This window comes from Kitasatospora sp. NPDC004614, from assembly GCF_042873675.1.
Taxonomy (GTDB): domain Bacteria; phylum Actinomycetota; class Actinomycetes; order Streptomycetales; family Streptomycetaceae; genus Kitasatospora.
The window spans coordinates 115,823-137,895 of the sequence record NZ_JBIALR010000003.1; the positions used below are offsets into that span (position 1 = coordinate 115,823).

General features: G+C 72.4%; 18 protein-coding genes. 15 read left to right on the forward strand and 3 right to left on the reverse strand.

What is annotated here, in order from left to right; translation table 11 throughout:
- Positions 1 to 184: 184 nt before the first annotated feature.
- The 5 genes from ACFYST_RS09995 to ACFYST_RS10015 all read left to right on the forward strand — a co-directional run bounded on the left by ACFYST_RS09995 (position 185) and on the right by ACFYST_RS10015 (position 6,883).
- Positions 185 to 886: an adenosylcobinamide-GDP ribazoletransferase gene (locus ACFYST_RS09995; RefSeq protein WP_387861569.1), complete on the forward strand. Its 702-nt coding sequence runs from the start codon at positions 185 to 187 to the stop codon at positions 884 to 886.
- 212 nt (positions 887 to 1,098) lie between these two features.
- A complete protein-coding gene (locus ACFYST_RS10000; protein ID WP_387643590.1) occupies positions 1,099 to 2,595 on the forward strand; it encodes a leucyl aminopeptidase in 1,497 nt (498 codons plus the stop codon).
- Positions 2,596 to 2,982: 387 nt separating this feature from the next.
- Positions 2,983 to 4,371: a dihydrolipoyl dehydrogenase gene (gene lpdA / locus ACFYST_RS10005; protein ID WP_387643588.1), complete on the forward strand. Its 1,389-nt coding sequence runs from the start codon at positions 2,983 to 2,985 to the stop codon at positions 4,369 to 4,371.
- A gap of 58 nt (positions 4,372 to 4,429) precedes the next feature.
- Positions 4,430 to 6,226: a 2-oxoglutarate dehydrogenase, E2 component, dihydrolipoamide succinyltransferase gene (gene sucB, locus ACFYST_RS10010; protein ID WP_387861193.1), complete on the forward strand. Its 1,797-nt coding sequence runs from the start codon at positions 4,430 to 4,432 to the stop codon at positions 6,224 to 6,226.
- A 141-nt stretch (positions 6,227 to 6,367) separates the two neighbouring features.
- Positions 6,368 to 6,883: a DUF4240 domain-containing protein gene (locus ACFYST_RS10015; protein WP_387643584.1), complete on the forward strand. Its 516-nt coding sequence runs from the start codon at positions 6,368 to 6,370 to the stop codon at positions 6,881 to 6,883.
- A 63-nt stretch (positions 6,884 to 6,946) separates the two neighbouring features.
- On the opposite strand, the gene ACFYST_RS10020 is transcribed toward ACFYST_RS10015, so the two are convergent.
- Entirely contained in the window at positions 6,947 to 7,450 is a 504-nt protein-coding gene (locus ACFYST_RS10020) for a GNAT family N-acetyltransferase (protein ID WP_387643582.1), read from the reverse strand.
- 94 nt (positions 7,451 to 7,544) lie between these two features.
- Here ACFYST_RS10020 and ACFYST_RS10025 point away from each other — a divergent pair, with 94 nt between their 5' ends.
- Both ACFYST_RS10025 and ACFYST_RS10030 read left to right on the forward strand, forming a co-directional pair.
- Positions 7,545 to 8,474: a TIGR01777 family oxidoreductase gene (locus ACFYST_RS10025; protein WP_387643580.1), complete on the forward strand. Its 930-nt coding sequence runs from the start codon at positions 7,545 to 7,547 to the stop codon at positions 8,472 to 8,474.
- Positions 8,475 to 8,794: 320 nt separating this feature from the next.
- Positions 8,795 to 10,108: an NAD(P)/FAD-dependent oxidoreductase gene (locus tag ACFYST_RS10030; RefSeq protein ID WP_387861195.1), complete on the forward strand. Its 1,314-nt coding sequence runs from the start codon at positions 8,795 to 8,797 to the stop codon at positions 10,106 to 10,108.
- A 125-nt stretch (positions 10,109 to 10,233) separates the two neighbouring features.
- On the opposite strand, the gene ACFYST_RS10035 is transcribed toward ACFYST_RS10030, so the two are convergent.
- On the reverse strand, positions 10,234 to 11,835 hold the full coding sequence (locus ACFYST_RS10035) for a regulator (RefSeq protein ID WP_387643576.1): 1,602 nt from the start codon (positions 11,833 to 11,835) through the stop codon (positions 10,234 to 10,236).
- 298 nt (positions 11,836 to 12,133) lie between these two features.
- On the opposite strand from ACFYST_RS10035, the gene ACFYST_RS10040 reads away from it, so the two are divergent.
- The 7 genes from ACFYST_RS10040 to ACFYST_RS10070 all read left to right on the forward strand — a co-directional run bounded on the left by ACFYST_RS10040 (position 12,134) and on the right by ACFYST_RS10070 (position 19,563).
- Positions 12,134 to 12,907, forward strand: a complete 774-nt coding sequence (locus tag ACFYST_RS10040; protein ID WP_387861197.1) for a 3-hydroxybutyrate dehydrogenase — start codon at positions 12,134 to 12,136, stop codon at positions 12,905 to 12,907.
- Between the two features lie 71 nt (positions 12,908 to 12,978).
- Positions 12,979 to 14,331, forward strand: coding sequence for an MFS transporter (locus ACFYST_RS10045; protein ID WP_387861199.1), 1,353 nt, complete (start codon positions 12,979 to 12,981; stop codon positions 14,329 to 14,331).
- A gap of 148 nt (positions 14,332 to 14,479) precedes the next feature.
- The gene (locus tag ACFYST_RS10050; protein WP_387643570.1) at positions 14,480 to 16,372 is read left to right on the forward strand and encodes a helix-turn-helix domain-containing protein; all 1,893 of its coding nucleotides are present in this window, start codon (positions 14,480 to 14,482) and stop codon (positions 16,370 to 16,372) included.
- Between the two features lie 202 nt (positions 16,373 to 16,574).
- Positions 16,575 to 17,345: a lipoyl(octanoyl) transferase LipB gene (lipB, locus tag ACFYST_RS10055; RefSeq protein ID WP_387643855.1), complete on the forward strand. Its 771-nt coding sequence runs from the start codon at positions 16,575 to 16,577 to the stop codon at positions 17,343 to 17,345.
- A 131-nt stretch (positions 17,346 to 17,476) separates the two neighbouring features.
- Positions 17,477 to 18,430, forward strand: coding sequence for a lipoyl synthase (lipA, locus tag ACFYST_RS10060; RefSeq protein WP_387643568.1), 954 nt, complete (start codon positions 17,477 to 17,479; stop codon positions 18,428 to 18,430).
- Positions 18,431 to 18,625: 195 nt separating this feature from the next.
- Entirely contained in the window at positions 18,626 to 18,778 is a 153-nt protein-coding gene (locus ACFYST_RS10065) for a hypothetical protein (RefSeq protein ID WP_387643566.1), read from the forward strand.
- Positions 18,779 to 18,855: 77 nt separating this feature from the next.
- Entirely contained in the window at positions 18,856 to 19,563 is a 708-nt protein-coding gene (locus tag ACFYST_RS10070) for a DUF4191 domain-containing protein (RefSeq protein WP_387643564.1), read from the forward strand.
- A 130-nt stretch (positions 19,564 to 19,693) separates the two neighbouring features.
- On the opposite strand, the gene ACFYST_RS10075 is transcribed toward ACFYST_RS10070, so the two are convergent.
- Positions 19,694 to 20,161 carry an RDD family protein gene (locus tag ACFYST_RS10075; protein WP_387643562.1) on the reverse strand — a complete coding sequence of 156 codons (468 nt, stop codon included), beginning with the start codon at positions 20,159 to 20,161 and terminating at the stop codon, positions 19,694 to 19,696.
- A gap of 321 nt (positions 20,162 to 20,482) precedes the next feature.
- Between ACFYST_RS10075 and glnA the strand changes: the two genes are divergently transcribed.
- On the forward strand, positions 20,483 to 21,895 hold the full coding sequence (glnA, locus tag ACFYST_RS10080) for a type I glutamate--ammonia ligase (RefSeq protein WP_387643560.1): 1,413 nt from the start codon (positions 20,483 to 20,485) through the stop codon (positions 21,893 to 21,895).
- The last annotated feature ends 178 nt before the right edge of the window (positions 21,896 to 22,073 follow it).

Below are 22,073 nucleotides of genomic sequence, written 5' to 3' on the forward strand. Positions count from 1 at the left end.
GGGAGAACTGCGCGAAGCGGGAGAGAGCCGTCGAAGAGCCCTTCGCCGATGAGAACTTGCACGTGAGAGGCCCTGGCTGGTGAGCAACGAGAACGCGCAGCCGGGGGCCGAGCGCGCAGAGAGCCTCTCGGCGGGGCGTGTGGGGGCAGTTGACGGGCTCAGGTTCGCGTTCGGGACGTTGACGGTGTTTCGGGTGCGGGTGCACCGGTGGGACCGGGCGGCCGGTGGGGTGGCCATGGTGGTGGCGCCGGTGGTCGGGGTTGTGGTCGGGGTGTTGGCGGGCGCGGTGGGGGCGCTGGTCGCGTGGCGGGGCGGGGCGTTGTCGGGGGCGGTCGCGGTGGTGGCTGTCGGGGCGGTGGTGACGCGGGGGCTCCATCTGGACGGGGTCGCGGATGTCGCGGACGGGCTGGGGAGTGGCAAGCCTGCCGAGGACGCGTTGCGGATCATGAAGCAGTCGGACATCGGCCCGTTCGGCGTGCTGACGCTGGTGCTGCTGATGTTCGCTCAAGTCGCTGTGCTAGCAGGCCAGTTCGGGGTCTCGCTGTGGCGCGGGGCGCTCGCCGCGGCCGTCGCGGCGACGGCGGGGCGGGTCGCGTTGGCGTGGGGGTGTCTGCGGTCGGTTCCGGCCGCCCGGCCCGGGGGGCTGGGGGCGATGGTGGCCGGCACGGTGCGTCCGGTGTCGGCGGTCGTGGTGACGCTGCTGGTGGCGGGTGCGGCGGCGGCGTTGCGGTGGCAGTGCGGGGTGGCCGTGCTGCTCGGATCGGTGGTCGCGGCGGGCCTGTTGCGGCGGTGTGTGCGGCGCTTCGGCGGGGTGACGGGTGACGTGCTGGGGGCGCTGGTGGAGACCTCGGCGACGGCGGCGCTGGTGGCACTCGCGCTGGCATGACGGCGCGTCCGCGCGGGAACTCACGCACCGTCACGAGTTGCGGCGGTTCGTGCACGGGGGTAGGCGGGGCGGCGAGATCCCAATATGCGGACTACCATGCGGTGAGCACCCTGGCCCCATGCCCCGTTTTGCCGCGGAGTCTGCCTGGGTTTGCCGGTCGGCAATGGAGCCGTCACCGGCCGTGGACCGCGAAAGAACAGGACGCATTTGCCGTGACTGCACTGTCTGTGAGCACCTCCTCCGCCGCGAGCCTGCGCGCGGATGCCCTGGTGATCGGTGTCGCGAAGGGCCCCAAGGGCCTGATCGTGGCAGCCGGCGCCGAGGCGGTCGTCGAGGCGTTCGAGGGCAAGCTGGCCGAGGTCCTCACCACCCTGGGCGCCACCGGCGCCGAGGGTGAGGCGGTCAAGCTTGCCGCTCCGGCCGGGCTGAAGGCGCCGCTGGTGCTGGCCGTCGGCCTGGGCGACGCCGCCGACGGCGCGTTCGGCGCCGAGGAGCTGCGCAAGGCCGCCGGTACGGCCGCCCGCACCCTGGCCGGTTCGAAGAAGGTCGCGCTGGCGCTGCCGGCCGCCTCCGCCGAGGACGTCGAGGCGGTCGCGCTGGGCGCCCTGCTCGGCTCGTACGCGTTCGGCACCTACAAGGCCGAGGTGGCGAAGGCCCCCGTCGCCGAGCTGGTCGTGCTGGCCGACCGCAAGGGCTCGAAGGACGCCAAGGCCGCCGTCGAGCGCGCCACGGCGCTCGGCGAGGAGATGAACCGGGCCCGTGACCTGGTCAACACCGCCCCGAACGACCTGAACCCGAAGTCCTTCGCCGCGATCGCCCAGGCGGCCGGCAAGGAGCACGGCCTGAAGGTCGAGGTGCTGGACGAGAAGGCGCTGACCAAGGGCGGCTTCGGCGGCATCCTCGGCGTCGGCACCGGCTCGGCCAACCCGCCGCGGCTGGTGAAGGTGGCCTACACCCACCCGAAGGCGCAGGCCTCGCTGGCGTTCGTCGGCAAGGGCATCACCTACGACTCGGGCGGCATCTCGCTGAAGCCGGCCGGTCACAACGAGACCATGAAGTGCGACATGGCCGGTGCCGCCGCGGTGTTCGCCGCCGTGGTCGCCGCCAAGCGCCTGGGTCTGCAGGTCAACGTGACGGCGTGGCTGGCGCTGGCGGAGAACATGCCGTCCGGCACCGCGACCCGCCCCGGCGACGTGCTGCGGATGTACGGCGGCAAGACCGTCGAGGTGCTGAACACCGACGCCGAGGGCCGCCTGGTGCTGGCCGACGCGATCGTCCGGGCCGGCGAGGAGCAGCCCGACGTGATCATCGACGTGGCGACCCTGACCGGCGCCATGATGGTGGCGCTGGGCAGCCGCACCTTCGGTGTGATGGCCAACGACGACGAGCTGCGCACCAAGCTGCACGAGACCGCGGGCGCGGTGGGCGAGGCCTCCTGGCCGATGCCGCTGCCGGCCGACCTGCGCAAGGGCATGGTCGAGTCGACCGTCGCGGACCTGGCGAACATGGGCGAGCGGATGGGCGGCGGCCTGGTGGCCGGTCTGTTCCTGAAGGAGTTCGTCGCCGAGGGCATCGACTGGGCGCACCTGGACATCGCCGGCCCGGCGTTCAACGAGGGTGCCGCGTCCGGCTACACCCCGAAGGGCGGCACCGCCAGCGCGGTGCGCACCCTGGTCCGCTTCGCGGAGGACACCGCCGCGGGCAAGTGACCCGTTGATCGACGCGTGGGGCCCGGCACCGATGGTGCCGGGCCCCACGTGCATTACCAGCCAGTAGCAGCCGCGCCAACCCGGCCGACTGTTCGCCTCCGGCGAAACTTGATTCCGCAGAGCGGAACTGCTACGGCGAAGCCCCCCGAACGGACTACCTCCGATTGCCGATTTCACGCCCGTGAGCTGGGACGATACCTCCGGGAGCGGGTCACCCCACCGCTCCGCGCGCCGCACCGGGCCCGGGCCGGGGCACCCTCCGACGCCACCCGCCGCCAACAAGTGCAAAGATGTATTTCCGGCACGACTGGGCGCCCTTACAAGGGCTCTCACCCACCGGACCGCGACCGGCCCGGCGATCCGCACCTTTTGCATGGAGGACGTGACGTGGCGAACGACGCCAGCACCGTTTTCGACGTAGTCATTCTCGGCGGCGGAAGCGGCGGCTACGCCGCGGCCCTCCGCGGCGCTCAGCTGGGCCTGAGCGTCGCGCTGATCGAGAAGGGTGAGCTGGGCGGCACCTGCCTGCACCGCGGCTGCATCCCGACCAAGGCGCTGCTGCACGCCGCCGAGGTCGCCGACGAGACCCGCGAGGCCGCCGACTTCGGCGTCCTGGCCACCTTCCAGGGCATCGACATCAAGGGCGTCCACAAGTACAAGGACGACGTCGTCGCCGGCCTGTACAAGGGCCTGCAGGGCCTGGTCGCCTCCCGCAAGGTCACCTTCATCCAGGGCGAGGGCCGGCTGTCCTCGCAGACCTCGGTGGACGTCAACGGCCAGCGCATCGAGGGCCGCCACATCGTCCTCGCCACCGGCTCCGTGCCGCGCTCGATCCCGGGCCTGGACATCGACGGCGACCGGATCATCTCGTCCGACCACGCGCTGAAGCTGGACTACATCCCGAAGTCGGCGATCATCCTCGGCGGCGGCGTCATCGGCTGCGAGTTCGCCTCGGTCTGGAAGTCCTTCGGCGTCGACGTCACCATCGTCGAGGGCCTGCCGCACCTGGTGCCGCTGGAGGACGAGAACTCCTCCAAGCTGCTGGAGCGCGCGTTCCGCAAGCGTGGCATCAAGTTCGAGCTGAAGTCCCGCTTCTCCGGCGTGGAGTACACCGCCGAGGGCGTCAAGGTCTCCACCGAGAACGGCAAGACCATCGAGGCCGACGTGCTGCTCGTCGCCATCGGCCGCGGCCCGGTCTCGACCGGCCTGGGCTACGAGGAGCAGGGCGTCGCGATGGACCGCGGCTACGTCCTGGTCGACGAGTACCTGCGCACCAACGTGCCGACCATCTCCGCCGTCGGCGACCTGGTCCCGACCCTGCAGCTGGCCCACGTCGGCTTCGCCGAGGGCATCCTGGTGGCCGAGCGGATCGCCGGCCTCAAGGTCGTCCCGATCGACTACGACGGCATCCCGCGGGTGACGTACTCCAACCCGGAGGTCGCCTCCGTCGGCCTGACCGAGGCCAAGGCCGTCGAGCAGTACGGCAAGGAGAAGGTCGTCACCCTCAAGTACAACCTGGCGGGCAACGGCAAGAGCAAGATCCTCAAGACCGCCGGCGAGATCAAGCTGGTCCAGGTCAAGGACGGCGCCGTCGTGGGTGTCCACATGGTCGGCGCCCGCATGGGCGAGCAGGTCGGCGAAGCCCAGCTGATCTACAACTGGGAGGCCCTGCCCGCCGAGGTCGCGCAGCTGATCCACGCGCACCCGAGCCAGTCCGAGGCCCTGGGCGAGGCCCACCTCGCGCTGGCCGGCAAGCCGCTGCACGCGCACGACTGATCGCGCCCCCGTCCCCCTTCATTCCTGAACGCAAGACTTGATAGGAGTCGCTGGAACCATGGCGGTCTCAGTAACACTGCCCGCGCTGGGCGAGAGCGTGACCGAAGGCACCGTCACCCGCTGGCTGAAGGCCGAGGGTGAGCGCGTGGAGATGGACGAGCCGCTGCTCGAGGTCTCCACCGACAAGGTCGACACCGAGATCCCGGCGCCGGCCTCCGGCATCCTGGCCTCGATCAAGGTCGGCGAGGACGAGACCGTCGAGGTGGGCGCCGAGCTGGCGGTCATCGACGACGGCTCCGGCGCCCCGGCTGCCGCTCCGGCCCCGGCCGCCGCCGAGGCCCCGGCCGCGCCGGTTGCCGAGGCCGCTCCGGTTGCTCCGGTTGCGGAGGCCCCCGCGGCTCCCGCGCCGGTCGCCGAGGCCCCGGCCGCCGCTCCGGTTGCCGCCGCTCCGGCCGCCGACGCCACCCCGGTGGTGCTGCCCGCGCTGGGCGAGTCGGTCACCGAGGGCACCGTCACCCGCTGGCTGAAGGCCGAGGGTGACACCGTCGAGGTCGACGAGCCGCTGCTCGAGGTCTCCACCGACAAGGTCGACACCGAGATCCCCTCCCCCGTGGCGGGCACCCTGGTGAAGATCCTGGTCGGCGAGGACGAGACCGCCGAGGTCGGCGCCCAGCTGGCGCTGATCGGCGCCGCGGGTGCGGTCGCCGCTGCCCCGGCCGCCGCTCCGGCCGCTCCCGCTGCCCCGGCCCCGGCCGCCGCTCCGGCCGCTCCGGCTCCGGTGGCTGCTGCTCCGGCTCCGGTCGCTGCCCCGGCCCCCGCGCCGGTCGCGCCCGCCGCCCCGGTCGCCCCGGCTCCGGCCGCTCCGGTCGCCGCTCCGGCTCCGGTTGCCGCCGCCCCGGCCGCTGCCGCTCCGGTCGCGGACGCCGGTGACGCCTACGTCACCCCGCTGGTGCGCAAGCTCGCCGCCGAGCACGGTGTCGCGCTGGCCTCGGTCGCCGGTACCGGCGTCGGTGGCCGCATCCGCAAGCAGGACGTGATCGCCGCCGCCGAGGCCGCGAAGGCCGCGCCGGCTCCGGTCGCCGCCGCCCCCGCTGCCGCCGCTGCCCCGGCGAAGGCCGCCGCCGCGCCGTCCGCGCTGCGTGGCCAGACCGTCAAGATGACCCGCATGCGCAAGGTCATCGGCGACAACATGATGAAGGCCCTGCACGAGCAGGCGCAGCTGACCAGCGTGGTCGAGGTGGACGTCACCAAGATCATGTCGCTGCGCGCGAAGGCGAAGGACTCTTTCCTGGCCCGCGAGGGCGTGAAGCTGTCCCCGATGCCGTTCTTCGTGAAGGCCGCCGCCCAGGCGCTGAAGGCCCACGCGGGCATCAACGCCCGGATCAACGAGGCCGAGGGCACCATCACCTACTTCGACACCGAGAACATCGGTATCGCGGTGGACTCCGAGAAGGGTCTGATGACCCCGGTCATCAAGGGTGCGGGCGACCTGAACATCGCCGGTATCTCGAAGAAGACCGCGGAGCTGGCGTCGAAGGTCCGCGGCAACAAGATCACCCCGGACGAGCTGTCCGGTGCGACCTTCACCATCTCCAACACCGGTTCGCGCGGTGCGCTGTTCGACACCGTCATCGTTCCGCCGAACCAGGCCGCCATCCTGGGCATCGGCGCGACCGTGAAGCGCCCCGTGGTGATCGAGGCCGACGGCGGCACCGCCATCGGCATCCGCGACATGACCTACCTGTCGCTCTCCTACGACCACCGCCTGGTGGACGGCGCGGACGCCGCCCGCTACCTGGTCGCGGTCAAGGAGATCCTGGAGGCCGGCGAGTTCGAGGTCGAGCTCGGCCTGTAAGGCATCCCCGGTTTCGTCCGGAAGCCCCGCACCGTCCCCGGACGGTGCGGGGCTTCGGCGTGTCCGGGCACTTGTCGGGCTGTGCCGTCAGCGGTGCGATCGGGTGCGGGCGCGGTGCGGATTGTGGATGCTGGAGCGGTGATGGACGAGACGGCATTCTGGCAGCTGATCGACGACTCCCGGGACGCGGCCGGGGGTGACCCGGACGAGCAGGCGCAGTCCCTGGTGGAGCGGCTGATGGGGCTGACCCCGGACGATGTGCTGGACTTCGCCCGGCAGTTCGAGGCGCGGTTCCAGCGGGCGTACACGGTTGAGCTGTGGGGCGCCGCGTACCTGCTGCTGGGCGGGGCCTCCGAGGACAGCTTCGACTACTTCCGCTGCTGGCTGATCGGCCAGGGCCGGGAGGTGTTCGAGGGCGGGGTGCACGAGCCGGACCAACTCGCGGGCCTGCTACCGGACTTCGACGACGAGGAGGACGGCGACGCGGAGGAGCTCGGGTACGCCGCCGACGAGGCGTACGAGCGGCTGACCGGGCTGCCGCTGCCGGACCTGGGGGTGCGTCAGCCCCCCGCGCCGCAGGGCGTCCCGTTCGACTTCGCGGACAAGGCGGCGATGGCGGCCCGTTACCCGCGGCTGTGGGAGCTGTACGGGGACTGACGGCCTGTTGGGCGGGGCGGGTGGCGGCCGTCCGGGTGCGGGCCCGCCACCGGCTCCGTGCCGTCAGTGCAGGGCGCGGCCCATCCAGACGTCGTCCACGTAGGCGCCGTCCAGCAGGAAGTGCTCGGGCAGCACGCCGAGCACCTGGAAGCCGTTGCGCTCGTACAGGCGGCGGGCGGGCGCGTTGTGGCTGAGCACCCGCAGGGTCATCCGGCGGGCGCCTGCGGTGCGGGCGGCGTCGCAGGCGGCGGTGATCAGGGCGTCGCCGATGCCCCGGCCGCGGGCCTCCGGGTGCACCGCCAGGCCCTGGATCTGGCGGACGTGGGCGCTGGAGGCCAGCGGGATCTCCTGCAACTGACGGATGTAGCCGACGATGCGGCCGTCGAGTTCGGCGAGCAGGTACTGCTCGGGCGGGTGCTGCTGGTCGAAGACCGGCGCGTCGGCGGCGCCCTTCGGGGCGACCTCGCTGAGCGTGGACCAGGTGGCGTGGTCGAGGGCGCGGATCGCCTGCTCGTCCTGCTCCGCAGCGGGTCGGATGATCGGATTGGTCGATGGCATGGCGGCCATGCTAGGCGCTCGCCCGCGGATCCTGCCGGGAATTGTCGCCCCGCTCGCGGGCGGGCGGCCCGGCTGCCCGGGCGGGCCGGTAAGGGCTGCGAGGATGGCCGGTATGCGTATCGCGGTGACAGGTTCCACGGGGTTGATCGGGTCCGCGCTGGTGGGCTCCTTGGTCGGGGACGGGCACGAGGTGCTGCGGCTGGTGCGGCGGCGTTCGCGCACCGGCCCGCAGCCGGACGGGACGGTCGGGGTGGGGTGGAACCCGCTCCTGATGCAGATCGACGACGCCGCGCTGGAGGGCGTCGACGCGGTGGTGCACCTGGCCGGGGCGGGCGTCGGGGACCGGCGCTGGTCGGACGCCTACCGGCGGGAGATCCGGGACAGCCGGGTGCTCGGCACCGAGACGCTGGCCGCCGCGCTGGCCCGGCTGAAGACCCCGCCGAAGGTGCTGGTCAGCGCCTCCGCGGTCGGCTGGTACGGGCAGACCGGGGACCAGCTGATCGACGAACAGGCGCCCAGCGGCAGCGACTTCCTGTCCGAGGTGTGCCAGGAGTGGGAGCGGGCCGCGCAGCCCGCCGCGGCGGCCGGGATCCGGGTGGTGCACCCGCGCACCGGGCTGGTGCTCGACCCGAAGGGCGGCGCGGGGGCCCGGCTGCTGCCGCTGTTCAAACTCGGCCTGGGCGGTCGGCTCGGCAACGGCAAGCAGTACTGGAGCCTGATCTCGCTGGCCGACGAGGTGGCCGCGCTCCGTTTCCTGATCGACCACCAGGACATCAGCGGCCCTGTCAACCTTGCCGGGCCCGATCCCGTCACCAACGGTGAGCTGACCGCAGAGCTGGCCAGGCAACTGGGGCGACCCGCGGTGTTCGCGGTGCCGGAGTGGACACTGCGCGCAGTGCTCGGGGAGATGGCGGTCGAGGTGGTCGGCAGTCACCGGGTGGTACCGAAAGCCCTGGTGGAGGCGGGATTCGAGTTCCGTCACCCGGATCTGGCGTCGATCGTGGCGGCGGCGCTCGGGCGGCCCGGGCACTGACGGAGCGTCGAGGGGGCGCACGGGTGCACAGGGACGGCGCGTGGGGCGTGAACGGTGACCGTGCGCGCCCACTCCCGCCTCGCGCGCCCCGTTTGGCGCACGGTGGGTGACGGAGCCGCCCCACCGTGTCTCCCCCGCCAGTGGTATGAACCGATTGGGTGGCGGCCGGCGGTCTGGGTGGCCGGGTGACGGGGCATCACCTTCGACGGACCAAGTTGTCCTCGCTCCCCGCTGCCCGCCCCGGCACCCACCCGCTCACTCGCGGGCGCTGCCGCGCGCGGCGGCAGCGGAGGGCTCCGCCAGGGAGGGAGCACCCACTCGTGCCCGCACATGACTTCATCAGCCGTGTCCACGCCACCGACCCCGACGCGATCGTGGTCGGCGCCAGCGTCGCCGGGCTGACCGCCGCCACCGCGCTCACCGCCCAGGGCCTGCACGTCCAGGTCCTGGAGGCCACCGAACGCGTCGGCGGCCGCACGGCCACCCGGGAACTCGACGGCTTCCGCCTCGACCTCGGCGGCCACCTGTTGAACTCCGCGTTCCCCGAACTCGGCCGCCACCTGGACGTCGACCGGCTGGACCTGCGCCCGCTCGCCCCCGGCGTCCTGATGCACAGCAGCGGCCGCACCTACCGGGTCGGCGACCCCCAGCTCACCCCCGCCCGGCAGGCCGCCACCCGCAGCCCGCTCGGCACCCCACTGGACCGGGCCCGGCTGGCCGGCGCGCTCGCCCGGCTCGCCGCCACCCCCACCCCCCGGCTGCTGACCCGTCACGAGACCACCGCCGCCCGGGCGCTGGCCGACCGCGGCCTGCCCGGCCGCACCGTGGACGGCTTCCTGCGGCCGCTGCTCGCCGCGCTGCTCTCCGACCCGGCACTCGGCACCTCCAGCCGGGTCGCCGACCTGGTGCTCCGCGCCTACGCCCGCGGCCGGCTGTGCGTCCCCGCCGCCGGGATCGGCGCCGTCGCCACCGAGTTGGCGGCGAGGCTCCCGGAGGGCACCCTGCGTACCGGCGTCACCGTCACCTCGGTCGGCACGGACGGCGTGGAGACCGCCGCGCACGGCCGGATCCGGGCCCGCGCGGTGATCGTCGCCACCGACGCCGCGACCGCCACCACGTTCCTCCCCGGCCTGCGGCAGCCCGGGTTCCACCCCGTCACCACCTACTACCACGCCGCCAACCGCTCGCCGCTGGGCGAAGCACTGCTGCTTTTGGACGCCGAACGCACCGGCATCTCCCACTCACTGGTCCTCAGCGACGCCGACCCGTCCTACGCCCCCGACGGCCGGGCCCTGATCGCCACCACCGTCCTCGGCCGCCGCGCCTTCGACTCCGGCGGCCCGTCCGGCGACGAGCCGGTGGTGCGGCGGCGGCTGGCCGAGCTGTACGGCACCTCCACCGCCGGCTGGGAGTTCCTGACCGTCCGCCACGTCCCCGACGCGGTGGTCTCGATGCCCCCGCCGCACCACTTCCGCCGCTCAGTCCGGCTCCTGGCCGGCCTCTACGTGTGCGGCGACCACCGGGACACCGGGACCATCCAGGGCGCACTTGCCTCCGGCCGGCGGGCCGCGAGCGCGGTGCTGCGCGACCTGGGGGTACGGGCGGAACCCTCGGTGGTGGAGGCGGCAGCGTAGTCAGGGGCTCGGGGGACTGGAGGTCGAGGCGGGGACCAGAAACGGCGGAACGCTCAGCGCCCCGTTGCTCATCCGCAGACTCGGCCCCGCCGTTCCCCGGGCCCCTGGATTCGCACCCCCTCGAGTCAGATCACTCCCGCCTGCCGGGTTGCCTCCTCGAAGGCGCGCGCCGCAGGCGTAGTGCGGTACGGGGCCAGGCGGCGGTGGAAGTCGCGGAGGTATTCGACGGTGCGGGCGGAGCGCATTTCGCCGGCGGCGCGGAGGCTGTCGGTGGCCATCGAGCAGGATTCGTCGACGTCTCCCATGCCGAGGCGGGCGGAGGCGAGGACGAGGCGGCACAGGATGCGGCTGCGGGCGTAGGCGGGGGCGCGCAGGCGCAGGGACTTTTCGGCGTGCTGGGCGGCGGGGCGCCACTGCTGGAGGTCGCGGTAGCAGTGGGCGAACTCGTCGGCGAGTTGGGCGTCGTCGAAGTAGCGGGCCCAGGACGGGACGTCGTCGCCGCTGCGGGCGGTGGCGAGGGCCCGTTCGCAGCGGACCAGGGCGGTGGTGCAGGCACGGACGTCGCCGGCCAGGGCGTGGCCTCGGGCCTCGGCGGCGTGCATCAGGGCCTGGACGACGGGTGCGGCGGTGGTGCCGACGCCCTGTTGGGCGACCCGGGCGAGCTGGATGGCTTCCCGGGCGTGGCCGAGGTGGACGGCCTGCTGGCTCATGGTGGTCAGGACGAAGCCGCCGAGGATCCGGTCTCCGGCCGCCTGGGAGAGGCGCAGGGCCTGGACGAAGTAGCGCTGGGCGAGGCCGTGCGCGGCGATGTCGAAGGACGTCCAGCCGGCCAGCCTGGTCAGGTCGGCGACGGCACCGAACAGGGCGCGGCCGATCTGTTCGCCGTAGCGGCCGCGGAGCATGGGTTCGGCCTCGCTCTCCAGGTAGCGGACCAGCGCCTGCCGGGCGTGGCCGCCGCCGTAGGCGTGGTCGAGGGCCCGGAAGAGGTCTCCGACGGCGCGGATGGCGGCGATGTCGCCGCGGCCGACCCGGACGGGGGGACGGGCCTCGCGGGGGTCTGCGGCGGCGGGTTCGAGCGTGCCGCCGGTGGGGCGGCGGGCGCCCTGCTGGGGGACGCGGGGGCCCGGCGGGGGTGTGCGCAGTTCCTCGGCGCTGAGGGTGGTGCCGTCCCGGGCGACGCGTTCGTCGGTGCGGCCGATCAGCCAGTCGCGGCTGGGGACGACCAGTCCGGCGGGGGTGAAGGCGATCTTGCGCAGTTCGGCGTAGGGGCCGTTGTCCTTGCGCCACATGGAGGCGACGATGTCGACGGCCTCCTGCGGGGTCTCGGCGAACTCCAGCCCGGCGTAGACCGGGGCGCAGGCGTCCAGGCCGACGTCCTGGGCGGTGAGGCGGCGGCCGAGGCGGCGGGTGAAGACCTCGGCGATCAGCGCCGGGGTGGCGCCGCGCGGCTGCTGGCCGCGCAGCCAGCGCGTCACGGAGGTCTTGTCGTACCGCAGGTCGAGGCCGTGTTCCAGGCCGAGTTGGTCGACCCGGCGGGCGAGGCCGGCGTGCGAGAAGCCGGACTCCTCGATGAGTGCCGCGAGTTGGGGGTTCTGGGCGCGCCCGCCCGACGCTGCGTCGGCCGGCTCGGCGGCGCGCGAAGGGGTCTCGGCCGCTCCGGTTTGACGCGGGTCGAGCGGGTCGAGCGGTCGGTACGCCGGGCTGTCGATTACTGGCCGTTGGGGCATAGCAGTCCACACCTCTCAGGCACCGTTCCGGCCCCTCCTGCCCGGGACAGCGCCCCCTGATCGGGAATCGGCGCGAATGTAGCGAGCATTGGGGCGCTATGGGTGGATTCGGCCCATCGATCCTCCGAACGGGTGAACCAGGCCCGCCCGTTCTGAGGAAGCCCGGGTGCCGCGTGTTTGAGTTCGAGGGCCGTTGCCCGCGTTCGGACGGCATGGCGTGCGCCACCATGCATGGCAGGGATGCTGTGGTGTTCGCCCACATCGTTGCGGGGGCCGCGGATTCCTACCGTTCTCGGCCATGGACACCACTTCTGCCCCCCTCCCCCAGCCCCCGCTGCTCGGCCGCACCGCGCTGGTCACCGGCGCCGCCTCCGGCATCGGCAAGGCTTGCGCGGAGGCGTTCGCCGCGGCCGGCGCGCGCGTGTACGTCGTCGACCTGGCCGCCGCGCCCGCCGAGGAGCTGGCGGAGCGGATCGGCGGGGTCGCGCACGTGACCGACCTGTCGGACCCGGAGGCGGTGGACGCGCTGCCCGCCGACGCGGACATCGTGGTCAACAACGCCGGCCTGCAGCACGTCGCGCCGGTGCACGAGTTCCCGATGGAGCGGTTCACGCTGATCCAGCGGGTCATGGTGGAGGCCCCGTTCCGGATCCTGCGCCGCACCCTGCCGCACATGTACGCGCGCGAGTGGGGCCGGGTGGTCAACATCTCCTCGGTGCACGGCCTGCGCGCCAGCGCCTTCAAGTCGGCGTACGTGACGGCCAAGCACGGGCTGGAGGGCCTGAGCAAGACGGTCGCGCTGGAGGGCGCCCCGTACGGGGTGACCAGCAACTGCATCAACCCGGCGTACGTGCGCACCGCGCTGGTGGAGAAGCAGATCGCCGCGCAGGCGCTGGCGCACGGCATCCACGAGGACGAGGTGGTGGAGCAGATCATGCTCGACCGCACCGCCGTGAAGCGACTGATCGAACCGGAGGAGGTGGCGCAGCTGGCGGTGTGGCTGTGCACGCCGAACGCCTCCTACATCACCGGCGCGAGCCTGCCGGTGGACGGCGGCTGGACCGCGCACTGAGTCCGGCCGAAACGGGCCGATAGGGTCCTGACTCTCCCTCACCCCCCACCTCCTGCAAGGGGAAATCACTGATGGCTGCCTCTCCCGACGTCGCGAGACCCGCCTCCCTGCCCCGGGTGGTCGCCGCCTCGCTGATCGGCACCACGATCGAGTGGTACGACTACTTCTTGTACGGATCGGCGGCGGCGCTGGTCTTCGGGCACGTGTTCTTCCCGAAGTCGGATCCGCTGACGGGCACTCTGCTGTCCTTCCTCACCTACGCGATCGGGTTCGCCGCCCGGCCGCTGGGCGCGCTGGTGTTCGGGCACTTCGGCGACCGAATAGGCCGCAAGAAGCTGCTGGTGCTGTCCCTGCTGCTGATGGGCGGCGCGACCACCCTGATCGGCTGTCTGCCGACGTACAACCAGATCGGCGTGGCGGCGCCGGTGCTGTTGACGGTGCTGCGGCTGGTGCAGGGCTTCGCGCTGGGCGGCGAGTGGGGCGGGGCGGTGCTGCTGGTCTCCGAGCACGGCGACCAGAAGCGGCGCGGTTTCTGGGCGTCCTGGCCGCAGGGCGGCGCGCCGGCGGGCAACCTGCTGGCGGCCGGCGTGCTGTCGGTGATGACGTCCGTCCAGTCGGACGCGGCGTTCCTGGCCTGGGGCTGGCGGGTGCCGTTCCTGCTGTCGGCGGTGCTGGTGATGGTGGGCCTGTGGATCCGGCTGGCGGTGGACGAGTCGCCGCTGTTCAAGGCGGCGCTGGCGGCCGCCGAGCAGCGCGCCGAGAAGGAGAAGCCGCCGCTGGTGGCGGTGCTGCGCGACCACTGGCGGGACGTGCTGGTCGCGATGGGCGCCCGAATGGCGGAGAACATCTCGTACTACGTGATGACCACCTTCGTCCTGGCGTACGCCGTCGGCCACGCCCACCTGCCCAAGCAGACCGCGCTGAACGCCGTACTGATCGGCTCGGCGATCCAGTTCGCGCTGATCCCGCTGTTCGGGGCGCTCTCCGACCGGGTCGGCCGCAAGCCGGTCTACCTGGTCGGCGCGGTCGGCGTCGGCATCTGGGCCTTCGTGTTCTTCGGCATGGTCGACACGAAGAACTTCACCTCGCTGGTCACCGCCATCACCGTCGGCCTGTTCTTCCACAGCATGATGTACGCCCCGCAGGCCGCGTTCTTCGCCGAACTGTTCGCCACCCGCACCCGCTACTCCGGCGCATCCATCGGCGCCCAGTTCTCCTCCGTCGCGGCCGGCGCCCCTGCCCCGCTGATCGCCACCGCGCTGCTGAAGGACTACGACAGCGCCACCCCGATCGCCGTGTATGTGGCGATCGCCGCCGCGATCACCGTCCTCGCCGTGCTGTGCGGCCGGGAGACCCGCGGCGCCGACCTCGCCGAGGCGGACGACGCTCGGGTGGACTCCGTGAAGGCCGCTACGACGGCCTGAGCACTTCCGACAAAATCAGGGCCGCGTCACCGGGCAATCCGCCCGGCGGCGCGGCCCCGGCCCGTTTCGCGACAGCGCGACAGCACGACAGCGCGACAGGCCGCGGGCAACGGGGGCCACGGGGGGCACGAGTGACAGGGAAGACCGAATGGACCGCCACACCACCGCCGCACCGGCGCTGCGCCGACTCCTCGACCTGCTGGCGACCGGCGCCGCCACCGAGGACTTCGGCGAAGTCCTCGCCGACGCCCGCCGGCAGGGCGCACCCGCCCAGGTCCTGACCGAGATCGACGACGCCACCTGGCAGGCCCTGCGGGTGCACCGGACGATGCGTCAGCACCGCCGCCGCGAAGCCGAACTGACCGCGCTGTTCGACACCGCCGGCGACCTCGCCGCCTCCCGCGACCTCGACGCCGTACTGCAGGCCATCGTCCGCCGCGCCCGGATGCTGCTCGGCACCGACACCGCGTACCTCACGCTCCCCGACGAGCAGGCCGGTGACACCTACATGCGGGTCACCGACGGCTCCGTCTCGCCGCTCTTCCAAACCCTGCGGCTCAGCCTCGGCGACGGCCTCGGCGGCCTGGTCGCGCAGACCGCCCGCCCCTACGCCAGCCACGACTACCGCATCGACGAGCGCTTCCGGCACACCGGCCAGATCGACGCCGGCGTGCTCGACGAGGGCCTGGTCGCCATCATCGGCGTGCCGCTGCTGCTCGGCGGCACCGTGATCGGCGTGCTGTTCGCCGCCGACCGCACCCCCCGGGCCTTCTCCCCCGACGAGGTCGCGCTGCTGTGCACCCTCGCCGCGCACGCCGCGATCGCCCTGGACACCGCCAAGTCGCTGGCCGACACCCGCGCCGCGCTCGCCGAACTCGCCACCGCCAATGCCGTCATCCGCGCCCACGCGGGCTCCGTCCAGCGCGCCGAACAGGCCCACGACCGGCTCACCGACCTCGTCCTGCGCGGCGCGGAGGTCGGTGACGTGGCCGCCGAGGTCGCCGCGCTGCTCGACGGCGAGGCCTCCGTCCACGACGCGGAGGGCGCCCCGCTCACCGGCCCCGGCGGCGCCCCCGACGGCCTCTCCGACGCCGTCGCCGCCTCCCGGGCCGGCGGCCACGCCGTGCGGCACGGCGCCGAGTGGGTGTGCGCGGTGCTGGCCGGCCAGGAACTGCTCGGCTCGCTCGTCCTGCACGGCAGACCCGAACTCGACGACGCCGACCGGCGGGTGTTCGAACGCGCGAGCGTGGTCACCGCGCTGCTGCTCCTGCTGCGGCGCTCGGTCGCCGAGACCGAGAACCGCGTCCGCGGCGAACTGCTGGCCGACCTGCTCACCGCCCCCGACCGCGACCCGGCCGGCCTCACCGCCCGCGGCCGCCGTCTCGGCGTCGACCTGGGCCGCCCGCACCTGGTGCTGGTCGCGGTCGCCGCGGACGTCAGTGCCCGGGAACGGCTGGCCGGTGCCGCGGCCCGGTACCTGTTCGGCTCGCGCGGTATCAGCGCCGAGTTCGGCGACGGCGTGGTGCTGCTCGTCCCGCACGACGGCACCGGCGACGGCGCGGTCGCCGCCCTCGCCGCGGAACGCCTCGCCCGGCTGGTAGGGGTGCCCGTCACCGTCGGCACCGGCCGCGCCGCCAGCGGGCCCGTCCCGCTGGCCGCGGCCTACGCGGAGGGCGTGCGCTGCGTCCGGGCCCTGCGCGTGCTCGGCCGCGAGGGCGACGGCGCGTGCGCGACCGACCTCGGCTTCCTCGGCGTCCTGCTCGGCGACGGCCACGATGTCGAGGGCTTCGTCCGCGCGACGCTCGCCCCGCTCCTCGACTACGACGCCAAGCGCGGCACCGAACTCGTCCGCACCCTCCGCGCCTACTTCGACTGCGGCGGCAGCCTGACCCGGGCCAAGGACCTGCTGCACGTCCACGTGAACACGGTCGTCCAGCGGCTCGACCGGGTCGAGGTGCTGCTCGGCCGCGACTGGAACCAGCCGGAGCGGGCGCTGGAGCTCCAACTGGCGCTCCGGCTCTTGCTGTTGGCCGGGGAGTAATCAGGGTGCGAAACCGGGGGCGCGGAGAACTGTGCGAAGCGGAAGGCGAGCGTCGGCAGGATCGCGCCCCCGACGGCCAGTTGCGTGCGGGCGCGACCAACGTGCAGGAAGGTCGCGCCCGAGCGCAGGCGTACAGTGGCGAGGTTGGGCTGAGCCGGCCGGCAGGGAGCATGCAGTGAGCGAGAACGTGCGGTTCGTGCGGATGGGGATAGGCGAACGGACCGTCCCCTACCAGGAAGCGTGGGCGGAGCAGCAGCGGCTGCACGCGTTGCGGGTCGCGGACGAGATTCCGGACACGGTGCTGCTGCTGGAGCACGACCCGGTGTACACGATGGGCAAGCGCACCAACCCGGAGGACCTGCCGCTGGACGGGACGCCGGTGGTGGAGGTGAACCGTGGTGGGGAGATCACCTGGCACGGCCCGGGCCAGCTGGTGGGGTACCCGATCGTGAAACTGCCGGACCCGATCGACGTGGTGGCGTACGTGCGGCGGCTGGAGGAGGCGCTGATCCGGGCGTGCACCGAGTTCGGGGTGGAGACCACCCGGATCGAGGGCCGCAGCGGGGTGTGGAAGCTGGGCGCGGAGATCCCGGGCGCGGTGGTGGACCCCTCGCAGGTGGTGGAGATCGGCAAGCTGACGCTGCGGATGGGCCTGCCGCTGGGCATCGACCCGCGTCTCGCGGGCCCCGAGTACGCCCCGTCCAACGCGGGCCAGCGCGGCGACGACCGCAAGCTCGCGGCGATCGGCGTGCGGGTGGCGCGCGGCGTGACCATGCACGGCTTCGCGCTGAACTGCGACCCGGACATGACGTACTTCGACAAGATCGTCCCGTGCGGCATCCGGGACGCCGGCGTGGCCTCGCTGAGCGGCGAGCTGGCCCGTCCGTTCGCGGTCGCGGACGCCGTCGGGACGGTGGAGCGGACGCTGACCGAGGTGTTCGCCGAGCTGCCCGAGCCGGCCGTCAAGGTCTGATCGCGGGCCGGTCGCGGAATCGGCGCGCCGCGCCCGGTGTTGCCTTCCGAATAAAGGCCCGGGGCCGGGCGCAGGCCATCGAAGCAACGGCGTACCCTTTGGGGTACCCCGTCTAGTTCTAGGAGTCGCACGTGTCCGCTGTCGCACCCGACGGCAGGAAGCTTCTCCGCCTGGAGGTCCGCAACAGCGAGACCCCCATCGAGCGGAAGCCCGAGTGGATCAAGACCAGGGCGAAGATGGGGCCGGAGTACAACGCCCTGCAGTCCCTGGTGAAGAAGGAGGGGCTGCACACGGTCTGCCAGGAGGCGGGCTGTCCCAACATCTTCGAGTGCTGGGAAGACCGCGAGGCGACCTTCCTGATCGGCGGCGACCAGTGCACCCGCCGCTGCGACTTCTGCCAGATCGACACCGGCAAGCCCGCCGAGTTCGACCGGGACGAGCCGCGCCGGGTCGCCGAGTCCATCGTCACGATGGACCTGAACTACGCCACCATCACCGGCGTCGCCCGCGACGACCTGGAGGACGGCGGCGCGTGGCTGTACGCGGAGACCGTCCGCCAGGTGCACGCGATGACGGCGGCCCGCGAGGCCGGCCGTACCGGCGTCGAGCTGCTGATCCCGGACTTCAACGCGGTGCCGGAGCAGCTCGCCGAGGTGTTCTCGTCCCGTCCCGAGGTGCTCGCGCACAACGTCGAGACGGTGCCGCGGATCTTCAAGCGGATCCGCCCCGCGTTCCGCTACGAGCGCTCGCTGGACGTCATCACCCAGGCCCGGGCGGCCGGGCTGGTCACCAAGTCCAACCTGATCCTGGGCATGGGCGAGACCCGCGAGGAGGTCAGCGAGGCGCTGGCCGACCTGGTCGACGCCGGCTGCGAGCTGATCACCATCACCCAGTACCTGCGGCCCTCGCTGCGCCACCACCCGGTGGAGCGCTGGGTGAAGCCGCAGGAGTTCGTCGAGCTCCAGGAGGAGGCCGAGGAACTGGGCTTCGCCGGTGTGATGTCCGGGCCGCTGGTGCGTTCCTCGTACCGGGCCGGCCGGCTGTACCGGCAGGCGCTGGAGCGTCGCGAGCAGGCGGCGGTCTGAGCACAGTGCTTCTGAAGGGCGGGCCCGATCGGGCCCGCCCTTCGGCGTGCGGGGAGGTACCCGCGGGCCCGGGCGCGGGCGGGGCCGACCGGACTAACCGCCGACGTTTCACGTGGCATTGACGGTCGGGTCACCGTACGGTAACGGACGTCCGGGACGCTCGAGCGGTACCCGGGTCGAGGAGTTGGTGTGGTCATGCGTACCGGACTCAGGACCGCCCTGCGGCGGGCCGAACAGCTGTTGCTGATCCGCGGCGCGCGCCGCAACGCGTGGGCGGCGGTGTGCGAGAACCGCCGGCTGGCGGGCGAACGCGAGCGGTCCGAACGGGTGCCCGAACGCAGCGCGTGAACCGCTGGTGACGCCGGGGTCGGCATCCGGGAGAGTCCAGGGTCACGGAACCGGCACCGCTTGGATGATCGCCCCTTATGCCACGTACCATGAGCGGTATGGCGAGGCAAAAATCCGATACTCCTGGGCGGCTCGCACAGATCCGCCAGGCATATGTCATGACCAAGCAGGTCGACTCCAAAATCGGCCTGATCATCGCCGGCGTCGGCCTGCTGACCTTCGGCGTGTTCCTCGCCATCGGCTTCGCCCTGGATCACCCGGTCTACCTGGGCATTCTCGGCTTTGTGGTGGCGGTGCTGGCAGTCGCGATCGTGTTCGGCCGTCGCGCCGAGCGGGCCGCGTTCGGGCAGATGGAAGGCCAGCCGGGCGCGGTCGCCGCGGTGCTGGGCAACATCCGCCGCGGCTGGAGCGCCAACCAGACCCCGGTCGCGGTCACCCGCAGCCAGGACGCGGTCTACCGCGCGGTCGGCCGGGCCGGCATCGCGCTGATCGGTGAGGGCAACCCGAACCGGGTGCGTCCGCTGCTGGCGTCCGAGAAGAAGAAGATGTCCCGCGTCGTCGGCGACATCCCGGTGCACGACATCATGGTCGGCAACGGCGAGGGCGAGATCCCGCTGAAGAAGCTGCAGATCCACCTGATGCGACTGCCGCGGTCGATCTCCGCCGCCCAGGTCACCGAGACCAACGACCGGCTGCGGGCGCTCGGCGACCTGCTGTCGAAGGCGCCGATCCCCAAGGGCCCGATGCCGAAGGGCGCCCGGATGCCCAAGGGCGGCGCGCGCTAGCGTTCACTCCCCCGTAGGACACCACGGCCCCGCTCGCGAGATTCCTCTCCGCGAGCGGGGCCGTTCGACGTTCCATGGCCTTGGCGGGCCTTGTGGCGGGCCTTGGCGACGTTCTATCGCTCTGGCGGCGTCAGATCCGGACCTCGACGGTGCCGACGGCCTTGTCGTGCAGGCCGCGGGTGTCGCGGTCCCAGACGGCGGCCGGGATGATCAGGCACAGCAGGAAGGTGCGCAGCAGCACCTGCGGGATGGTCGCGCGGCGGCCGTCCAGCCGGACCACCCGCAGGCCGAACAGGCGCTTGCCGACGGTGGTGCCGGTGGTGGCCAGGAACAGCACGGTGACGGCATAGAACAGCGGGGTGGTCCACAGGTTGGCCGAGCCCTGGTCGCCGTGCGTGATCAGGCCGTAGGCGACCAGGCTGACCAGCCAGCCGTCCACGAACAGGGCACCGATCCGGCGGCCGGGGCCGGCCATCGAGCCGGGGCCGGAGCGCGGCAGGCCGAGGCGCTCGCCGCGGTAGCCGAAGTCGGCGCCCATCTTCTCGGCGGCCGCTTTCGGGCCGTCGATCCACGATCCGAGTGCTTCTCTGGTGTCCACGGACCCACCCTAACCGGGCTTACCCGCCGATCCGGCGGCGGGCCCGCGGGCGGGACGCGCCGGGGCGGGCTCCCGCCGGGGTGAAACGGATTCCGCCGACTGCCGTGAATGGTCTCGACATGTCGGGGTACACGGGCGCTGCTGACACCGGCGATTTGCCCGGGACCGTACCGCTTTGCGGCCCGCCCGAGCGGCCTGGTTAACATGTGGGAAACAGTCGAGTCACGATCGGGAAACGGCCGATTCCTATCGTGAGCCCCTGCGCGGGGGCTCCCGTCGCCCCTGACGGAGGCTCGGACCGCACGTCGAGGAGGAGTACGGATGTTCACCAACGCCGACGAGGTCAAGCAGTACATCGCGGACAACGACATCAAGTTCGTCGACGTCCGGTTCTGCGACCTGCCGGGCGTGCTGCAGCACCTCGCGGTCCCCGCCGACACCTTCGACCCGACCGAGACCCTGATGTTCGACGGCTCCTCGATCCACGGCTTCCAGGCCATCCACGAGTCCGACATGGCCCTCGTCCCGGACCTCGCCACCGCCCGGCTGGACCCGTTCCGCACCGAGAAGCACCTCAACATCAACTTCTTCATCCAGGACCCGATCACCGGCGAGGCCTACAGCCGCGACCCGCGGAACGTGGCCCGCAAGGCAGAGGCCTACCTCGCCTCCTCCGGCATCGCCGACACCGCGTACTTCGGGCCCGAGGCAGAGTTCTACGTCTTCGACTCGGTGCGCTTCGAGACCAGCGCCAACGCGTCCTACTACCACATCGACTCGGTGGCCGGTGCCTGGAACACCGGCTCCGCCGAGGGCGACGTCCGCGGCTACAAGGTCAAGTACAAGGGCGGCTACTTCCCCGTCCCGCCGGTCGACCACTTCGCCGACCTGCGCGCCGAGATGTCCCTCGAACTCGGCCGCGCCGGGCTCACCGTGGAACGCCAGCACCACGAGGTCGGCACCGCCGGGCAGGCCGAGATCAACTACCGGTTCAACACCCTGCTGCACGCCGCCGACGACCTGATGCTGTTCAAATACATCATCAAGAACGTCGCCTGGCGGGCCGGCAAGACCGCCACCTTCATGCCCAAGCCGATCTTCGGCGACAACGGCTCCGGCATGCACGTCCACCAGTCCCTCTGGACGGCCGGCACCCCGCTGTTCTACGACGAGCAGGGCTACGCGGGCCTGTCCGACATCGCCCGCCACTACATCGGCGGCATCCTCAGGCACGCCCCCTCACTGCTCGCCTTCACCAACCCCTCGGTGAACTCCTACCACCGCCTGGTCCCCGGCTTCGAGGCCCCCGTCAACCTGGTCTACTCCCAGCGCAACCGCTCCGCCGCCATCCGCATCCCCATCACCGGCTCCAACGCCAAGGCCAAGCGCATCGAGTTCCGCGCCCCCGACCCGGCGTCCAACCCCTACCTGGCCTTCTCCGCCATGCTGATGGCCGGCCTCGACGGCATCAAGAACAAGATCGAACCCGCCGAGCCCGTCGACAAGGACCTCTACGAACTCGCCCCCGACGAACACGCCGCCGTCCCTCAGGTCCCCGCTTCCCTCCCCGCCGTCCTCGACGCCCTCGAAGCCGACCACGAATACCTACTGGCCGGCGGCGTCTTCACCACCGACCTGATCGAAACCTGGATCGACTACAAGCGCACCCAGGAAATCGCCCCGATCGCCCTACGGCCGCACCCGCACGAGTTCGAGCTGTACTACGACCTGTAGGAGCCCCGGACCAAGCTCGTTCGGGTGATCACTCTGCGGTCGCCGCACACGAGAAGGGCCTCCTGCGCAGTTCGGTGATATCGAGTCAACGAACCATCAGGAGGCCCTGGTGCCCCACTGCGGCATGTCCACCCCGACCGGCGATGCGGTCGGGGCCTCGACAGCCTCCTCGCGGGCA

What these genes read in the sequence shown, in the direction of transcription:
- ACFYST_RS10035 (WP_387643576.1), bottom strand. Translation starts at nt 11,835, where the DNA reads ATGCCCCAACGGCCAGTAATCGACAGCCCGGCGTACCGACCGCTCGAC.
- ACFYST_RS10045 (WP_387861199.1), top strand. Translation starts at nt 12,979, where the DNA reads ATGGCTGCCTCTCCCGACGTCGCGAGACCCGCCTCCCTGCCCCGGGTG.
- ACFYST_RS10070 (WP_387643564.1), top strand. Translation starts at nt 18,856, where the DNA reads ATGCCACGTACCATGAGCGGTATGGCGAGGCAAAAATCCGATACTCCT.
- glnA (WP_387643560.1), top strand. Translation starts at nt 20,483, where the DNA reads ATGTTCACCAACGCCGACGAGGTCAAGCAGTACATCGCGGACAACGAC.
- sucB (WP_387861193.1), top strand. Translation starts at nt 4,430, where the DNA reads ATGGCGGTCTCAGTAACACTGCCCGCGCTGGGCGAGAGCGTGACCGAA.
- lipB (WP_387643855.1), top strand. Translation starts at nt 16,575, where the DNA reads ATGGGGATAGGCGAACGGACCGTCCCCTACCAGGAAGCGTGGGCGGAG.
- ACFYST_RS10020 (WP_387643582.1), bottom strand. Translation starts at nt 7,450, where the DNA reads ATGGCCGCCATGCCATCGACCAATCCGATCATCCGACCCGCTGCGGAG.
- ACFYST_RS10025 (WP_387643580.1), top strand. Translation starts at nt 7,545, where the DNA reads ATGGCCGGTATGCGTATCGCGGTGACAGGTTCCACGGGGTTGATCGGG.
- ACFYST_RS10015 (WP_387643584.1), top strand. Translation starts at nt 6,368, where the DNA reads ATGGACGAGACGGCATTCTGGCAGCTGATCGACGACTCCCGGGACGCG.
- ACFYST_RS10065 (WP_387643566.1), top strand. Translation starts at nt 18,626, where the DNA reads ATGCGTACCGGACTCAGGACCGCCCTGCGGCGGGCCGAACAGCTGTTG.
- ACFYST_RS10040 (WP_387861197.1), top strand. Translation starts at nt 12,134, where the DNA reads ATGGACACCACTTCTGCCCCCCTCCCCCAGCCCCCGCTGCTCGGCCGC.
- ACFYST_RS10050 (WP_387643570.1), top strand. Translation starts at nt 14,480, where the DNA reads ATGGACCGCCACACCACCGCCGCACCGGCGCTGCGCCGACTCCTCGAC.